Annotated in this window: 13 protein-coding genes; 11 read left to right on the top strand and 2 right to left on the bottom strand. The window is 69.4% G+C overall.

Features of this window, described 5'->3' with window-relative positions:
* Positions 1-34: 34 nt before the first annotated feature.
* The 4 genes from ACQF4J_RS23515 to ACQF4J_RS23500 all read left to right on the top strand — a co-directional run bounded on the left by ACQF4J_RS23515 (position 35) and on the right by ACQF4J_RS23500 (position 3,829).
* Positions 35-718, top strand: coding sequence for a PadR family transcriptional regulator (locus ACQF4J_RS23515; protein WP_351563305.1), 684 nt, complete (start codon positions 35-37; stop codon positions 716-718).
* A 44-nt stretch (positions 719-762) separates the two neighbouring features.
* Entirely contained in the window at positions 763-1,845 is a 1,083-nt protein-coding gene (locus ACQF4J_RS23510) for an inositol-3-phosphate synthase (protein ID WP_351563304.1), read from the top strand.
* A gap of 94 nt (positions 1,846-1,939) precedes the next feature.
* Positions 1,940-3,202: an MFS transporter gene (locus ACQF4J_RS23505; RefSeq protein WP_427166766.1), complete on the top strand. Its 1,263-nt coding sequence runs from the start codon at positions 1,940-1,942 to the stop codon at positions 3,200-3,202.
* Between the two features lie 123 nt (positions 3,203-3,325).
* The gene (locus ACQF4J_RS23500; RefSeq protein ID WP_351802280.1) at positions 3,326-3,829 is read left to right on the top strand and encodes an LppU/SCO3897 family protein; all 504 of its coding nucleotides are present in this window, start codon (positions 3,326-3,328) and stop codon (positions 3,827-3,829) included.
* A 102-nt stretch (positions 3,830-3,931) separates the two neighbouring features.
* Here the strand turns inward: ACQF4J_RS23500 and ACQF4J_RS23495 are convergent, their stop codons facing one another.
* On the bottom strand, positions 3,932-5,374 hold the full coding sequence (locus ACQF4J_RS23495; protein WP_351563301.1) for a CCA tRNA nucleotidyltransferase: 1,443 nt from the start codon (positions 5,372-5,374) through the stop codon (positions 3,932-3,934).
* Positions 5,375-5,643: 269 nt separating this feature from the next.
* Between ACQF4J_RS23495 and ACQF4J_RS23490 the strand changes: the two genes are divergently transcribed.
* The 7 genes from ACQF4J_RS23490 to trxA all read left to right on the top strand — a co-directional run bounded on the left by ACQF4J_RS23490 (position 5,644) and on the right by trxA (position 15,454).
* On the top strand, positions 5,644-8,022 hold the full coding sequence (locus ACQF4J_RS23490; RefSeq protein ID WP_351563299.1) for a DUF6049 family protein: 2,379 nt from the start codon (positions 5,644-5,646) through the stop codon (positions 8,020-8,022).
* A gap of 45 nt (positions 8,023-8,067) precedes the next feature.
* Complete coding sequence (gene murJ, locus ACQF4J_RS23485; protein WP_351563297.1) at positions 8,068-10,386, top strand: murein biosynthesis integral membrane protein MurJ; 2,319 nt, start codon at positions 8,068-8,070, stop codon at positions 10,384-10,386.
* A 138-nt stretch (positions 10,387-10,524) separates the two neighbouring features.
* Positions 10,525-12,246 carry a serine/threonine protein kinase gene (locus ACQF4J_RS23480; RefSeq protein WP_427166765.1) on the top strand — a complete coding sequence of 574 codons (1,722 nt, stop codon included), beginning with the start codon at positions 10,525-10,527 and terminating at the stop codon, positions 12,244-12,246.
* Between the two features lie 23 nt (positions 12,247-12,269).
* Positions 12,270-12,995: an RNA polymerase sigma factor SigM gene (gene sigM, locus ACQF4J_RS23475; RefSeq protein WP_427166764.1), complete on the top strand. Its 726-nt coding sequence runs from the start codon at positions 12,270-12,272 to the stop codon at positions 12,993-12,995.
* Positions 12,992-13,915, top strand: a complete 924-nt coding sequence (locus ACQF4J_RS23470; RefSeq protein ID WP_351563292.1) for a hypothetical protein — start codon at positions 12,992-12,994, stop codon at positions 13,913-13,915. The genes sigM and ACQF4J_RS23470 overlap by 4 nt, the downstream gene beginning before the upstream one ends.
* A 192-nt stretch (positions 13,916-14,107) precedes the next feature.
* Positions 14,108-15,076: a thioredoxin-disulfide reductase gene (gene trxB, locus ACQF4J_RS23465; protein ID WP_351563290.1), complete on the top strand. Its 969-nt coding sequence runs from the start codon at positions 14,108-14,110 to the stop codon at positions 15,074-15,076.
* Between the two features lie 48 nt (positions 15,077-15,124).
* A complete protein-coding gene (trxA, locus tag ACQF4J_RS23460; RefSeq protein WP_058924306.1) occupies positions 15,125-15,454 on the top strand; it encodes a thioredoxin in 330 nt (109 codons plus the stop codon).
* 108 nt (positions 15,455-15,562) lie between these two features.
* On the opposite strand, the gene ACQF4J_RS23455 is transcribed toward trxA, so the two are convergent.
* Positions 15,563-16,180 carry a GNAT family N-acetyltransferase gene (locus ACQF4J_RS23455; RefSeq protein ID WP_351563288.1) on the bottom strand — a complete coding sequence of 206 codons (618 nt, stop codon included), beginning with the start codon at positions 16,178-16,180 and terminating at the stop codon, positions 15,563-15,565.
* Positions 16,181-16,183: the final 3 nt, after the last annotated feature.

The raw sequence follows: 16,183 nt of genomic DNA, 5'->3' as shown, positions 1-16,183 counted from the left end.
ACATCGGAGCGAGATAAAGCGAGGAGGCGAGCGGATGAGCCGGCGTTCCGGCATCCTCGAGTTCGCCGTCCTCGGCCTGCTCCGCGAGTCCCCGATGCACGGGTACGAGCTGCGCAAACGGCTCAACACATCGCTGGGGGTGTTCCGTGCGTTCAGCTACGGGACCCTGTACCCCTGCCTCAAGACGCTGGTCGCCAACGGCTGGTTGATCGAGGAGCCGGGGACCTCTCCGGAGGACGCCCTCGCCGCACCACTCGCAGGACGTCGCGCCAAGATCGTCTATCGGTTGACGGCGGAAGGTAAGGAGCACTTCGAGGAGCTGCTCTCGCAGACCGGTCCGGACGCGTACGAGGACGAGCACTTCGCCGCCCGGTTCGCCTTCTTCGGACAGACGTCGCGCGACGTACGCGTGCGTGTGCTGGAAGGCCGCCGCAGCCGGCTGGAGGAGCGTCTGGAGAAGATGCGCACCTCCTTCGCACGCACCCGGGAACGACTCGACGACTACACGCTCGAGCTCCAGCGCCACGGGATGGAGTCCGTGGAGCGCGAAGTGCGCTGGCTGAACGAGCTCATCGAGAGCGAGCGGGCCGGACGGGACCTGCGGGGTTCCGGCTCCGGGGGGCCCGCTCAGCAGGACACCACACATGGATCGACGGGCGGCCTGCCCCGTTCCGGGGACACCCCCGGCGCGGATACGCCCGACGACACCGCCACGTGAGCGCCCAGTCAGGGCCTCACTCGTACACACAGGGAGCAGCCGGAATGGGTTCGGTTCGCGTAGCCGTCGTCGGCGTGGGCAACTGCGCCGCGTCGCTGGTGCAGGGAGTCGAGTACTACAAGGACGCCGACCCGGCGTCGAAGGTCCCCGGCCTGATGCACGTGCAGTTCGGTGAATACCACGTGCGCGACGTGGAGTTCGTCGCCGCGTTCGACGTCGACGCCAAGAAGGTCGGCCTCGACCTCGCGGACGCGATCGGCGCCTCCGAGAACAACACCATCAAGATCTGCGACGTGCCGAACACCGGCGTGACCGTCCAGCGCGGCCACACCCTCGACGGCCTCGGCAAGTACTACCGCGAGACCATCGAGGAGTCCGAGGCCGAGCCGGTCGACGTCGTCCAGATCCTGAAGGACAAGCAGGTCGACGTCCTCGTCTGCTACCTGCCCGTCGGTTCCGAGGACGCGGCGAAGTTCTACGCCCAGTGCGCCATCGACGCCAAGGTCGCCTTCGTCAACGCCCTCCCGGTCTTCATCGCCGGCACCAAGGAGTGGGCGGACAAGTTCACCGAGGCGGGCGTCCCGATCGTCGGTGACGACATCAAGTCCCAGGTCGGCGCCACCATCACGCACCGCGTCATGGCGAAGCTGTTCGAGGACCGCGGTGTCATCCTCGACCGCACCATGCAGCTGAACGTCGGCGGCAACATGGACTTCAAGAACATGCTCGAGCGCGAGCGCCTGGAGTCCAAGAAGATCTCCAAGACGCAGGCCGTCACCTCCCAGATCCCCGACCGGGACCTCGGCGAGAAGAACGTCCACATCGGCCCGTCCGACTACGTGGCCTGGCTGGACGACCGCAAGTGGGCCTACGTCCGCCTCGAGGGCCGCGCCTTCGGTGACGTCCCGCTGAACCTGGAGTACAAGCTCGAGGTCTGGGACTCCCCGAACTCGGCCGGTGTCATCATCGACGCGCTGCGCGCCGCGAAGATCGCCAAGGACCGCGGCATCGGCGGCCCGATCCTGTCGGCGTCCTCGTACTTCATGAAGTCCCCGCCGGTGCAGTACTTCGACGACGAGGCCCGCGAGAACGTCGAGAAGTTCATCCGGGGAGAGGTCGAGCGCTAGCCACGCGCCCCCGCACTGAAAACGCTCCTGCCAGGGCTCCGAGGGTCCCCGGGTACTCCACCCGGGGACCCTCGCCTGTGTGAGGCTGTGCTCCATGGCCGTCGTCCGTGACCTGCGCGTCCTGCTCCGCTTCCGGTACTTCCGGCGCCTGCTCGCCGTACGACTGCTCTCCCAGGGCGCGGACGGCGTCTACCAGGTCGCGCTCGCCGCCTACGTCGTCTTCTCTCCGGAGAAGCAGACCTCGGCCGCCGCCATCGCCTCCGCCATGGCGGTCCTGCTCCTGCCGTACTCCCTGGTGGGGCCCTTCGCCGGCGTCCTCCTGGACCGCTGGCGCCGCCGCCAGGTCTTCCTCTACGGCAACCTGCTGCGGGCCCTGATGGCCTCCGCGACGGCCCTGCTGATCCTCGGCAACGTCCCGGACTGGCTCTTCTACGTCTCCGCCCTGTCGGTCACCGCCGTCAACCGCTTCGTCCTGGCGGGCCTGTCCGCGGCCCTTCCACGGGTCGTGGACGCCGAACGGCTCGTCCTGGCCAACTCCCTCTCCCCGACCGCCGGCACCCTCGCCGCGGCCGCCGGCGGCGGCCTCGCCTTCGTCGTACGGCTGGTGGTGGCCGACTCCGACGCCGCCGTGGTGCTGCTGGGCGCGCTTCTGTACCTGTGCGGGGCGCTCGCGGCCCTCCGCCTCGGGCGCGAACAGCTGGGTCCCGACCCGGAGTTGGTCCAGCCCCGCCTGGCCACGGCGCTCACCGGCACCGCACGCGACCTGGCCGGCGCGATACGCCACCTGGCCGCCCCGCCACGCCGGGAGGCGGCCTGGGCTCTCATCGCGATGACCGTGATGCGGTTCTGCTACGGGGCTCTGCTGGTGATGCTGCTGATGCTGTGCCGATACGCCTTCTCCTCGACCACCCAGGAGGGACTGCGCCTGCTGGGGCTGGCGTTGGGGACGTCCGCCGCAGGCTTCTTCGCGGCGGCCGTACTGACGCCCTGGGCGGCGGGGCGGCTCGGCCCGGGCCGCTGGATCGTCGTCTGCGCCGCCGCGGCGGCAGTGCTGGAGCCCGCCCTGGGTCTGCCGTTCGCGACCGGTCCCCTGCTGGTCGCGACGTTCGTCCTCGGACTGACCACACAGGGAGCGAAGATCGCCACCGACACGGTGGTGCAGTCCTCGGTCGACGACGGCTTCCGTGGCCGGGTCTTCTCCGTCTACGACGTCCTGTTCAACGTCGCCTTCGTGGGCGCCGCCGCGGTGGCCGCCCTGATGCTGCCGCCGGACGGCCGCTCGGCGACGCTGGTGGTCACGGTCGCCGCCATCTACGGGGCAGTTGCGGTGGCTATGACCCGCTTTGGATTCCGGTAAGTGTCACATCAAAGCCACAGAGTCCCTCCCGGTGACAGGAGTGTCAGTGGTGGCCGGTAACTTACCTGCGTCTTACGCCGCTCTTATACAGAGCGTTCACCAACTCTCCAGGGGGAACCCACCGTGTCCACTCCGCCCCAGGGTCAGAACCCGTTCGCACAGGGACCGCAGCCGCAGGGCCAGGCTCCGTACCCGCCCCAGGGCGGCTACCCGCAGCAGCCGGGTCAGCCCGGGTTCCCCCCGCAGGGCACCGCGCCGTACGCGACGGTTCCCCCGCAGCGCAGCCGCAAGCTCAGCTTCAAGGCGATCCGGATCATCCTGGTCATCGTCGTCGCCCTGGGCTTCGGGGCCTACAAGTTCATATCCGGCCAGGACGACGCCAACACGGCCAAGGTCGGCGACTGCATGCACCGCGGCAGCACCAACGACAACAACCCGGACCTCGAGGTCGTGAAGTGCAGTGACTCGAAGGCCCAGTACGTGGTGCTGGCCAAGATCAGCGGAAACTTCGGCCAGACCGAGGCCGAGACGAAGTGCACGGCCGCCGCGAAGGACTTCCAGTACTCGTACACCGAGAGCGGTGACGGCAGCGACTTCCTGCTCTGCCTGAAGGACTACAAGAAGTAGGCCGGACGGACCGAGGGGCGGTGTTTCACGTGAAACACCGCCCCTCGGCTCATTCCCGAGGTCATGTTTCACGTGAAACATGACCCTGTTTTCGCGGCCGCCTCAGCTCTGCTCGGCCCACCATTCCTTCAGTGCCCGCGTGGCGGCTTCCTCGTCCATGGGGCCGTTTTCCAGACGCAGTTCCAGCATGTGCTGGTACGCCTGGCCGATGACGGGACCCGGGCCGACCCCGAGGATCCGCATGATCTGGTTGCCGTCGAGGTCCGGGCGGATCGCGTCCAGTTCCTCCTGCTCCTGGAGCTGGCCGATGCGCTCCTCCAGGCCGTCGTAGGCACGCGAGAGCGCCGCCGCCTTCCGCTTGTTGCGGGTCGTGCAGTCGGAGCGGGTGAGCTTGTGGAGGCGGTCGAGGAGCGGCCCTGCGTCACGGACGTAGCGACGGACGGCGGAGTCCGTCCACTCGCCGGTGCCGTATCCGTGGAAGCGCAGGTGGAGTTCGACCAGACGTGAGACGTCCTTCACCAGTTCGTTGGAGTACTTGAGCGCGGTCATCCGCTTCTTCGTCATCTTCGCCCCGACCACCTCGTGGTGGTGGAACGAAACCCGCCCGTCCTTCTCGAACCGGCGCGTGCGGGGCTTGCCGATGTCGTGCAGGAGCGCGGCCAGGCGCAGGGTCAGGTCGGGTCCGTCCTTCTCCAGGGCGATCGCCTGCTCCAGAACGATGAGCGTGTGCTCGTAGACGTCCTTGTGCCGATGGTGCTCGTCGCTCTCCAGACGGAGGGCCGGCAGCTCGGGCAGCACATGGTCCGCGAGACCGGTGTCGACGAGCAGCGTCAGGCCCTTGCGCGGGTTCGCGGACAGGATGAGCTTGTTCAGCTCGTCCCGCACCCGCTCGGCCGACACGATCTCGATCCGCGCGGCCATCTCCTTCATGGCCGTCACGACCTCGGGAGCCACGTCGAAGTCCAGCTGCGCGGCGAACCGGGCGGCCCGCATCATCCGCAGCGGGTCGTCGGAGAAGGACGCCTCGGGGGTGCCCGGCGTGCGCAGCAGGCGCGTGGTCAGGTCGGCACGCCCGTCGTGCGGGTCGATGAACTTCTTCTCCGGGAGCGCGAGGGCCATCGCGTTCACCGTGAAGTCCCGCCGGACGAGGTCCTCCTCGATGGAGTCGCCGTACGACACCTCGGGCTTGCGTGAGGTTCGGTCGTAGGCCTCCGACCGGTAGGTCGTCACCTCGATCTGGAAGCCGTCCTTCTGCGCGCCGACGGTGCCGAAGGCGATACCGACCTCCCAGACGGCGTCCGCCCACGGCCGGACGATCTTCAGGACGTCCTCGGGCCGCGCGTCGGTCGTGAAGTCGAGGTCATTGCCGAGCCGGCCGAGCAACGCGTCCCGGACCGAGCCGCCGACCAGGGCGAGCGAGAACCCGGCCTCCTGGAAACGACGGGCGAGGTCGTCGGCGACGGGGGCCACCGACAGCTGCTCACTCGACATGCGGTGCGGCACCTCACTCTGGGAACGGGGGTTGTCTTCGTTGGCGTTCGGCACAACAGAAGAGAGTACGTGTCCCGGGGGACCCGGGGCGCCTCCATTGAATGCGCACAACTCGGCCGGGGACGTCTGCTTCGATAGCCACCCAAGACCGGTACTCGTGATCTACGCCACCGTTCACTTTCATTCATGCACACAAGGGGCGCCCTGGTGCCGCCAACCGATCTTGTGGAGCGGACCGCGGCACTTACCCTCAGCGCGCATCGTTACCATGCGTGGACGCACATTGCGACGACCACTGACGACGACGAGGGACGGGCGAGCGCGTGGCCGAAGCGGCAGACTTCCAGGGGACCAGTCCCTCACCTGCCCGCCGGTGGCTGCGGCGCTCCGGAGCACTGCTCGCCGGAGCGCCCCTACTGGCCGGTCTGCTGCAGCTGCCCGCGGGCGCGGCCACGCAGGCCTCTGTGCAGGACGCCTCCGGCACCGGCTCGGTGTCCGTGGCCCTGGACTCCCTCAGTCCCTCCGCCCCCACGGACGGCGACACGCTGACCGTGTCCGGCACGGTGACCAACAACGGCAAGCAGACGGTCACCGGCGCCCACGTGGGGCTGCGGGTGGGCCCCGAGGTCAGCACCCGCTCGGGCATCGACGACATCGCCCGCAGCAGCGACAGCGTCCAGAGCGCGAGCGGCGCGGAGGTCGGCGGCAAGTACGCCGAGAAGTTCGCCAAGCTCACTCCCGGGGTCGCCGAGCACTTCAGCATCTCGGTGCCGGTCGACAAGCTCGACCTCGGCGGCGACGGGATCTATCAGTTCGCCGTCGCGCTGTCCGGGCAGACCGCCGCCCAGCCCTGGCTCCAGACCCTCGGCGTCCAGCGGACCTTCCTTCCCTGGCAGTCCGAGGGGGCGGACACGAAGACGAAGACGACCTTCCTGTGGCCGCTCGTCTCCACCGTCCACCTGACCGCCGAGACGGGGCCGAACGACCAGCAGACGCCGGTCTTCCTCAACGACGACCTCGCCAAGGAGATCTCCCCCGGAGGCCGCCTGGACGAGTTGCTGACCCTCGGCGAGGGTCTCGACGTCACCTGGGTGCTCGACCCCGACCTGATCGCCTCCGTGGACGCGATGACCGGCAGCTACAAGATCAAGAACGCGGACGGCTCCACAGCGGCCGGAACCCACCAGACGGTCGCCAAGCAGTGGCTCGACGAACTACAGAAGGCGGTGGCCGACCAGGAGGTCGTCGCCCTGCCCTTCGCCGACCCGGACCTCGCGTCCCTGGCCCACAACGGCACCGGCGTCACCGGCTCCCTGAACCACCTGAACGAGGCCACCGACGTGGCGGCCACCACAGTGCGGACCGTTTTGCATGTGACGCCCATCACAGACTTCGCCTGGCCCGTGGACGGCGCCGTCGACCCGTCGATCGTCAAGGTCGCCACCTCGGCCGGCGCCGACAAGGTGATCGTCCGCAGCGACAGCCTGCAGGAGACCGGCGGCCTGACCTACACGCCCTCCGCGGCACGTCCGATCGGCGGCGGCACCACGGCGGTCGTCGCGGACGCCCGGCTGTCGACGGCCTTCCAGGGCGATCTGACGAAGGCTTCCTCCTCCACGCTCGCCGTCCAGCGGTTCCTGGCCCAGAGCCTGGCCCTGAACACCCAGACGGACAAGCAGCGCAGCATCGTCGTCGCACCGCAGCGCATGCCCACCACCTCCCAGGCGCAGGCGATGGCGGACGCGCTGTCGGCCCTGCAGAGCGGGAACTGGGCGCAGACCCAGAAGCTCTCCGCGGCCGCCAAGGCCAAGCCGGACCCGGGCGCCACCACCAGGCTTCCGTCGGCCTCCGCCTACCCCTCCTCGCTGCGCAGGCAGGAGCTGCCGCGTTCCGCCTTCGAGCAGATCGCGCGGACGCAGGACACCCTGGACAACTTCAAGGTGATCCTCACCAACGACTCGCGCGTGGTGACCCCCTTCGGGCTGGCCATGAACCGCGACATGTCCACCTCGTGGCGCGGTCGCGCGGGCGCGGCGCAAAGCTTCCGCGGCAGTGTGGAGAACCACCTCGGCGTCCTGACCGGCCAGGTCAAACTGATCGACAAGTCCGACACCAAGCTGTCCGGACGCAGCGCCACGATCCCGGTCACCGTCCAGAACAACCTGGTCCAGGGCGTCCAGCACCTGATGCTGCGCCTCACCTCGACCAGCCCCAACCGGCTCAAGATCGGCGACTACGCCTACGACGAGCAGCCCATCACGGTCTCCGGCGGCCACAGCCAGACGGTGAAGTTCACCACGACGGCCAAGGCCAACGGCCAGGCGACGGTCGTCGCCCAGCTGTACACGCAGGACGGTCAGAAGTACGGCGAGCCGGTCAGCTTCGACGTCAAGGTCACCGAGTTCACGGCCACCGTCATGCTGGTCATCGGCGGCGGCTTCCTCCTGCTGGTCCTGGCCGGCTTCCGCATGTACACGCAGCGCAAGCGGGCCGCCCGCGAGGCGGAGGAGAACGGCCCCGCCGGCGAGACGGACGAGGGGGACGAGGAACCGGAGAACCCGGAGAGCCCCGCGGCACGTCTCAAGGAGGAGTCCGGCACCGATGCCCGGGCAGACGACCCGCAGCAGCCGAGTGACCCGACACCGGACACCGCAGCGGAAAGCGCGGACCCCTCCGCCACGGGTGAGAGAGTGGACCGTTGAGCGATGTCGTGGCCGGTGGGCCCGGGACGATGAGGTGGGGTAACCATGAACGCGCCGTACGACGGTGACCGCGGCCAGGCCGTGGGCAGCTCGGGGCACCCCGAGGGCCCGCCGCCCGAGCCCGGCCAGGTGCCGCCGCAGCCGCCCGCCGACATGTACCTGCAGGACGCCTACGACCAGGACCCGTACCGGGCGCAGGACCTCGCCGCCCAGGACCCGGTCGCCGAGGCCCTCTACGACCGCGCCGCGCACCCCCCGCCGCCCCCCGGCACGTACGAGCCGCAGCAGCCACAGCAGCCGCAGTACGGTCGGCCGCCCCAGTCGGCGTACGCCCCCGATCCGCACGTGTGGGCCCAGACCCCCGCTCCGGAGCCGGACGGCCCGACCCAGTACCTGCCCTACGGCGACAACCGGCGTACGGCCCAGTACGTGGGCGTCGACGACCTGGTGACCGAGGCCGGCGAGGAGCGACACGAGCCGGACGCGTTCGCGCACCTCTTCCGGGACCAGCAGCAGGGCAGCGGACGTCCGACGGATCCCCCGTCTGTGCCGGGCCCCGCCGCCGCCCCCGGTGGGGGCGCCCCGGCGGCGCAGTACCCGCAGCCGACGGCTGCCGTGCCCGCGGCCGACCAGACCATGAACCTCGCCCCCACGCCCGGGGCCGACCAGACGCTGAACCTGGGCGCCGCCCCCGTCGTGGCACCCGCGGCCCCCGCCCCGGCCGCGAAGAAGGCCGGGAAGGCCGGCGGTCTACTCAAGTCGAGCGCCGTGATGGCGGCGGGCACGATGGTCTCCCGCCTCACCGGCTTCGTCCGCTCGGCGCTGATCGTCTCCGCGCTGGGCACGGCTCTTCTCGGTGACACCTTCCAGGTCGCCTACCAGCTGCCGACCATGATCTACATCCTCACCGTCGGCGGCGGTCTCAACTCCGTCTTCGTGCCTCAGCTCGTGCGTGCCATGAAGGAGGACGACGACGGCGGCGAGGCCTTCGCCAACCGGCTGCTCACCCTGGTGATCGTCGCTCTCGCGGCGCTCACCGCGGTCGCGGTCCTGGCCGCGCCGGTGCTGGTGCGGGTGCTGTCGGTGAAGGTCGCGGGCGACCCGGCCGCCAACGAGGTCGCGGTCACCTTCACCCGCTACTTCCTGCCCTCCATCTTCTTCATGGGCATCCATGTGGTGATGGGCCAGATCCTCAACGCCCGCGGCAAGTTCGGCGCGATGATGTGGACCCCGGTCCTGAACAACATCGTCATCATCGTGACGCTGGGCATGTTCCTGTGGGTGTACGGCACGTCGGCGCACTCGCACATCGCGGTCACGAGCATCCCGCCGGAGGGCCAGCGGCTCCTCGGCATCGGCGTTCTCCTCGGACTGGTCGTCCAGGCCCTGGCGATGATCCCCTACCTGCGCGAGACCGGGTTCCGGCTGCGCCTGCGCTTCGACTGGAAGGGCCACGGTCTCGGCAAGGCCGCGATGCTCGCCAAGTGGACGGTGCTGTTCGTCCTCGCCAACCAGGCGGGCGCCCTGGTCGTCACGCAGCTGGCGACGGCGGCCGTGAAGGACACGAACATCGCCGGCACCGGCTTCAGCGCCTACGCCAACGCCCAGCTGATCTGGGGCCTGCCGCAGGCGATCATCACCGTCTCCCTGATGGCCGCTCTGCTGCCGCGCATCTCGCGTTCGGCGGCCGAGGGCGACAGGGGCGCGGTCCGCGACGACATCTCCCAGGGACTGCGCACCACGGCCGTGGCCATCGTGCCCATCGCCTTCGGCTTCCTGGCCCTCGGCATCCCGATGTGCACGCTCATCTTCGGCACCTCGGGCACCGGCGCCGCCACCAACATGGGCTACATGCTGATGGCCTTCGGCCTCGGCCTCATCCCTTACTCGGTGCAGTACGTTGTCCTGCGCGCCTTCTACGCCTACGAGGACACCCGGACGCCCTTCTACAACACGGTCATCGTGGCCGCGGTCAACGCGGGCGCCTCGGCGCTGTGTTACCTCGTGCTGCCGGCCCGCTGGGCCGTGGCCGGCATGGCCGCCGCGTACGGCCTGGCCTACGCGATCGGCGTCGGCGTGGCCTGGAACCGGCTGCGCAAGCGCCTGGGCGGCGACCTGGACGGCGCCCGCGTGCTGCGGACGTACGCCAGGCTCTGCATCGCCTCGGTGCCGGCCGCCGCCCTCAGCGGCGTGGCCTGCTACGGGATCGGCCACACGCTCGGCCAGGGCGTCGTCGGATCCTTCGCTGCGATGCTGGTCGGCGGGGCGGTACTCCTCGGAGTCTTCTTCGTCGCCGCCCGCAAGATGCGTATCGAGGAACTGAACTCACTGGTCGGCATGGTCCGCGGGCGTCTGGGGCGCTGACGCGGGGGTACGCGCACAACCATCGTCCGCCGCCGCGTGTCGTGCATAGCGGCGGACTGTGGGCACAATTGGTTTCGGCGTCGGACGGCGCGCACGGAAGTCGGTCGGCGCGCGATGGATGGGGAGGCAGGGACGACGGTGGCGGAACGGAGCACGGCTGCCGTCGACGTGGCAGACAACAGCGGCGACGAGCCGCTGACCGCGGAGGCGGACCAGTCCACGGCCGACGGGGTGGCCCAGAACCGGGAGCGGGACACGGACATCGACGAGGCACAGGGGAGTGGCGGGACCGAAGGTTCCGGGAAGGCCTCAACGCCCGAGCTGCACAGCGGGCACAAGCTCGCCAGACGGTACCGGCTCGAGGAGTGCGTCACCCGTCTGGACGGATTCAGCAGTTGGCGGGCCGTCGACGAGAAACTGCGTCGCGCCGTCGGCGTTCACCTCCTGCCCGCGGACCACGCGCGGGCTCGTTCCGTCCTCGCCGCCGCCCGTTCCGCGGCACTGCTCGGCGACCCGCGCTTCGTCCAGGTCCTCGACGCCGTCGAGGAGAACGACCTCGTCTACGTCGTCCACGAGTGGCTGCCCGACGCCACCGAGATGACCACGCTCCTGGCCTCCGGGCCGCTGGAGCCGTACGACGCCTACCAGATGGTCAGCCAGATCGCCGCCGCCATGGCCGCGGCGCACCGCGAGGGCCTGGCCCATCTGCGTCTGAACCCCAACGCCGTGCTGCGGACCTCGAGCGGCCAGTGGCGCATCCGCGGTCTCGCCGTCAACGCCGCCCTGCGTGGCATCAGTTCCGAGACTCCGCAGCGCACCGACACCGAGGCCATCGGCGCTCTGCTGTACGCGGCGCTCACCCAGCGCTGGCCCTACGAGAGCGACGCCTACGGTCTGTCGGGGCTGCCCAAGGACGTCGGTCTGATCGCGCCCGACCAGGTGCGGGCCGGTGTCCACCGCGGCCTGTCCGAGCTGTCCATGCGGGCCCTCGCCAACGACGGGGCGACCGCCTCCCGTCACGAGGCCGCGTGCACGACGCCGGAGGAACTGGTGAAGGCGATCGGCGAGATGCCCCGCATCCGCCCGCCGGAGCCGACGTTCACCGCACCGCCGGAGTACCAGCGCACGACCTACCAGCAGGGCACCTACGGCCGGCCGGCGCCCCACCCCGGCGCCACCCAGCCCGTCCCGGCTCCCCCGGCGCCCCTACAGAGCCGCACCGGCAAGGCACTGAAGTGGGCTGTCTCGGCGCTCCTCATCGCCGCGCTGGGTCTTGGCAGTTGGCAGCTCGCCGAAGTCCTCATGGACAACGGCAGCAAGAACGACGACACCAACAAGACGCAGACGACTGACGGGAACGACAAGAACAGCGGCAAGACCAAGCCGGTCAAGACCCTCAAGATCCAGAGCGCTCAGGAGTACGTCGCCAAGGGCGACGCCCAGCACCCGGGCGACGTCGGGAAGACGTACGACAACGACAGCTCCACGTACTGGCGCACCGCCAGCTACAAGGACGGCCCGGACATGAACCCGGCCTTCAAGCCGGGCGTCGGCATCGTCTACGACCTCGGCTCGGAGCAGGAGGTCTCGGGCGCGTCGATAGGGCTTCTGTTCGGCGGTGACCACACGACGGTCACGCTGTACGCCACCGACTCCATGAGCTCGTCGGTCCCGCTCACCCAGATGACGAAACTGGGATCGGTGAAGACCGCGGGCACCACGGCCAAGGTGACGGTCGCCAAGCCGGTGAAGAGCCGGTACGTGCTGGTGTGGTTCACCGCGCTGCCGTACGCGCAGGGCGACACCTACAGCAACGCCGGCTACAAGCAGGCCATAACAGACCTCAAGTTCACCGGCTGAGCGTTCCAGGGGGAGGGGGTCCGATGGCAGATGACACCGCATACGGCGACGCGAGCGATCAGGATCTCCTGGCCCGCCATGTGAAAGGCGACCCGGACGCCTTCGGTGAAATCGTACGGCGGCATCGTGACCGTCTCTGGGCGGTCGCCCTGCGCACGCTGGGCGACCGCGAGGAGGCCGCTGACGCCGTCCAGGACGCTCTCGTCTCCGCCTATCGGGCCGCCCACACCTTCCGCGGCCAGTCGGCCGTCACGACCTGGCTGCACCGCATCACGGTGAACGCCTGTCTCGACCGCGCCCGGAAGGTGGCCTCCCGCAAGACCTCCCCGGTGGATGACACCGAGCGGCTGGAGCAGCTGCTGGAGCCGCACGAGGAGGCCTCGGCACCGGCCGAACGCAACGATCTGCACCGTCAGCTGCTGGAGGCCCTCGGCACGCTGCCGCCCGACCAGCGTGCCGCCCTCGTCCTTGTGGACATGCAGGGCTACCCGGTCGCCGAGGCCGCCCGCGTACTCGACGTCCCCACCGGCACGGTCAAGAGCCGCTGTGCTCGCGGCCGAGCCAGACTCCTGCCGCTCCTCACCCATCTGCGACCGGAAAGCGCCGGTGGCGAAAAGGAACCGGGCGAGGAGCGGAACCGGACTCAGGGGACATCCGTCCCACCGGCAGCGGGACCGCCGACGGCCGGCCCCCGTGATACCGGGCCGAGCGATCCAGCTGCTGTGAAGGGCGGAGGTGGGCGAGCGTGACATCCACGACGGACATGGCCGGGCACCCGGACGTCGCCGAGATCTCCGACCTCACCGAGGGGCTGCTCCCGCCGTCCCGGACCACCGACATCCGGCGTCATCTGGACTCGTGCGAGCTCTGTGCCGACGTGTACGTCTCGTTGGAGGAAATCCGCGGGCTGCTTGGCACCCTGCCCGGTCCGACCCGGATGCCCGCCGATGTCGCCGGCCGTATCGACGCCGCACTCGCGGCCGAGGCGCTGCTGAATGCCACGGCGCCCGACGCGGAGGACTTCACGTCGCCCGTCGCCGCATCCCGCTCGGATGCCGACGCGGACGACCGCACTCATGTTTCACGTGAAACATCGGTGGCGGCCGACCGCCCGTCCGGCCACGCGCGCTCGTCGTCGACCGGGCCGGGCCGCAAGGACCGCAAACGAGGCGGGCGTCGCAGGATCGCCCTCCTCGGCGGCGTTTTCGCCGTCGCCGCCCTCGGACTCGGTTCGGTCCTGGTCGCCACCTTCGACGACGGCAAGCCCAGCGGGGAAAGCGGTCGGCAGACCACCGCGGCGGACACCTTCTCCGACAAGAAGCTGGGACAGCAGGTCTCGGACCTTCTCTCCAAGAAGCAGGGCTCCGGACGAGGGTCCGTCGCCCCGCACAACAGCGTCGGTGTCCGGGGCGGTCCCAGCATCGTGTCACCGAAGCTGGACCGGGCGCTCTCGGTTCCCTCCTGCGTCCTGAAGGGGATCGGACGCAACGACGCCGCGCTCGCCACCAAGGAAGGCGTCTACAAGGGCGCAGACGTCCTGCTGGTGGTGCTCTCCGACCCGTCCGACAGCAACAGGGTGAACGCGTACCTCGTGGAGACGTCCTGCGTGACCCACCCTTCGTCGGCCAAGGCCAAGGTCCTGTTGACGCACTCCTACACCAAGCCGTAGAGGCCGACACTTCGCCTCCGCCCCGCGTGGTAGCCGGTACGGAGGCATGTCCGGAGCACGCCCCGGCCCCGTGCTCCGTGTGCCCGGACACAGTGGGAATGCGCGCCCCTTAGGATCCGTTGGGTGGGGTGAGAGCTTCGAGAGGGGCTCCCTCCGGTCCGACGACGCAGTCCAGAGACGAGGAAACAAGCCGTGAGCGACGTCCGAAACGTGATCATCATCGGCTCCGGGCCCGCCGGCTACACGGCGGCGCTCTACACCGCGCGCGCGTCGCTGAAGCCGCTGGTCTTCGAGGGCGCAGTCACCGCCGGCGGTGCGCTCATGAACACCACCGAGGTGGAGAACTTCCCCGGCTTCCAGGACGGCATCATGGGCCCCGAGCTCATGGACAACATGCGCGCCCAGGCCGAGCGCTTCGGCGCCGAGCTCATCCCGGACGACGTCGTCTCCGTCGACCTGACCGGCGACATCAAGACCGTCACGGACACCGCGGGCACCGTGCACCAGGCGAAGGCCGTCATCGTCACCACCGGCTCGCAGCACCGCAAGCTCGGTCTGCCGAACGAGGACACGCTCTCCGGCCGCGGTGTCTCCTGGTGTGCCACCTGTGACGGCTTCTTCTTCAAGGACCAGGACATCGCCGTGATCGGCGGCGGGGACACCGCGATGGAGGAGGCCACCTTCCTCTCCCGCTTCGCCAAGTCCGTGACGATCGTCCACCGCCGCGACACCCTGCGCGCCTCCAAGGCGATGCAGGAGCGTGCGTTCGCCGACCCGAAGATCAAGTTCGTGTGGGACAGCGAGGTCGCCGAGATCCAGGGCGAGCAGAAGCTGTCGGGCCTGAAGCTGCGCAACCTGAAGACCGGCGAGCTGAGTGACCTGGCGGTCACCGGCCTGTTCATCGCGATCGGCCACGACCCGCGCACCGAACTCTTCAAGGGCCAGCTCGACCTGGACGAGGAGGGCTACCTCAAGGTCGCCGCCCCCTCGACGCGCACCAACGTGACCGGTGTGTTCGCCGCCGGTGACGTCGTCGACCACACCTACCGTCAGGCGATCACCGCCGCCGGTACCGGCTGCTCGTCCGCTCTCGACGCCGAGCGCTTCCTCGCCGCCCTCGCGGACGAGGAGCAGGCCGAGCCCGAGAAGACCTCTGTCTGACCCCCGTCCACCCCGCCCCACCGCACACCAGTAAAAGGAGCCCCCGCCGTGGCCGACCTGAAGAACGTGACCGACGACTCCTTCGAGCAGGACGTCCTCAAGAGCGACAAGCCCGTCCTGGTGGACTTCTGGGCCGCCTGGTGCGGTCCGTGCCGCCAGATCGCTCCCTCCCTCGAGGCGATCGCCAAGGAGTACGGCGACAAGATCGAGGTCGTCAAGCTCAACATCGACGAGAACCCGGGTACGGCGGCCAAGTACGGCGTCATGTCCATCCCGACGCTGAACGTCTACCAGGGTGGCGAGGTCGCCAAGACCATCGTCGGTGCGAAGCCGAAGGCCGCGATCGTCCGCGACCTCGAGGACTTCATCGCCGAGTGACGTTTCACGTGAAACATGAAGGGGCCGGCCCGGGCGGGCCGGCCCCTTCATGTTGGTAGAGAGCCGGTCCGAATTGCAGAGAACCGGTCAGAGGGGTCGGGGAGCGGGTCAGAGGGGGCGAAGAGCCGGTTCCTTCTGCACGGCCCCCAGCAACCGGTCGAGCGCCATCTCGACGTCTTCCTTCCAGGAGAGCGTCGTCCGTAGCTCCAGGCGCAGGCGCGGGTGAACGGGGTGTGGTCGCACCGTCTTGAAGCCCACAGCCAGGAGATGGTCGGCCGGAAGGACACAGGCCGGTTCCTTCCACCGCGCGTCCCCAAAGGCTTCGATCGCCTTGAAGCCCCGGCGCAGGAGGTCCTTGGCGACGGTCTGCACCATGACTCGCCCCAGCCCTTGCCCCTGATAACCCGGCATGATGGACGCGGTGATCAGCTGCACCGCGTCCGGTGACACCGGGCTGGTGGGAAACGCCGTGGAGCGGGGCACATAAGCGGGCGGAGCGTAGAGCACGAAGCCCACCGGCGCGTCATCGACGTAGACGACCCGGCCGCAGGATCCCCAGTCCAGCAGAACGGCGGAGATCCACGCCTCCTTCTCCAGGGCGGCCGTGCCGGCCCTTACCGCGGCCTCTCCGCTGACTGGGTCGAGTTCCCAGAAGACGCACGACCGGCAGCGGTTGGGAAGGTCCTGAAGGTTGTCCAGCGTGAGCGGTACGAGCCGACGCCCCATGAA

Origin of the sequence: Streptomyces sp. C1-1 (assembly GCF_050214755.1) — a bacterium.
Lineage (GTDB): Bacteria > Actinomycetota > Actinomycetes > Streptomycetales > Streptomycetaceae > Streptomyces.
This window is presented reverse-complemented; position numbering and strand designations above follow the sequence as displayed.

Bases quoted from the DNA above. Each gene is read 5' to 3' on its own strand.
- ACQF4J_RS23515 (WP_351563305.1), top strand. From the start codon at position 35: ATGAGCCGGCGTTCCGGCATCCTCGAGTTCGCCGTCCTCGGCCTGCTC.
- murJ (WP_351563297.1), top strand. From the start codon at position 8,068: ATGAACGCGCCGTACGACGGTGACCGCGGCCAGGCCGTGGGCAGCTCG.
- ACQF4J_RS23510 (WP_351563304.1), top strand. From the start codon at position 763: ATGGGTTCGGTTCGCGTAGCCGTCGTCGGCGTGGGCAACTGCGCCGCG.
- ACQF4J_RS23505 (WP_427166766.1), top strand. From the start codon at position 1,940: ATGGCCGTCGTCCGTGACCTGCGCGTCCTGCTCCGCTTCCGGTACTTC.
- sigM (WP_427166764.1), top strand. From the start codon at position 12,270: ATGGCAGATGACACCGCATACGGCGACGCGAGCGATCAGGATCTCCTG.
- ACQF4J_RS23455 (WP_351563288.1), bottom strand. From the start codon at position 16,180: ATGGGGCGTCGGCTCGTACCGCTCACGCTGGACAACCTTCAGGACCTT.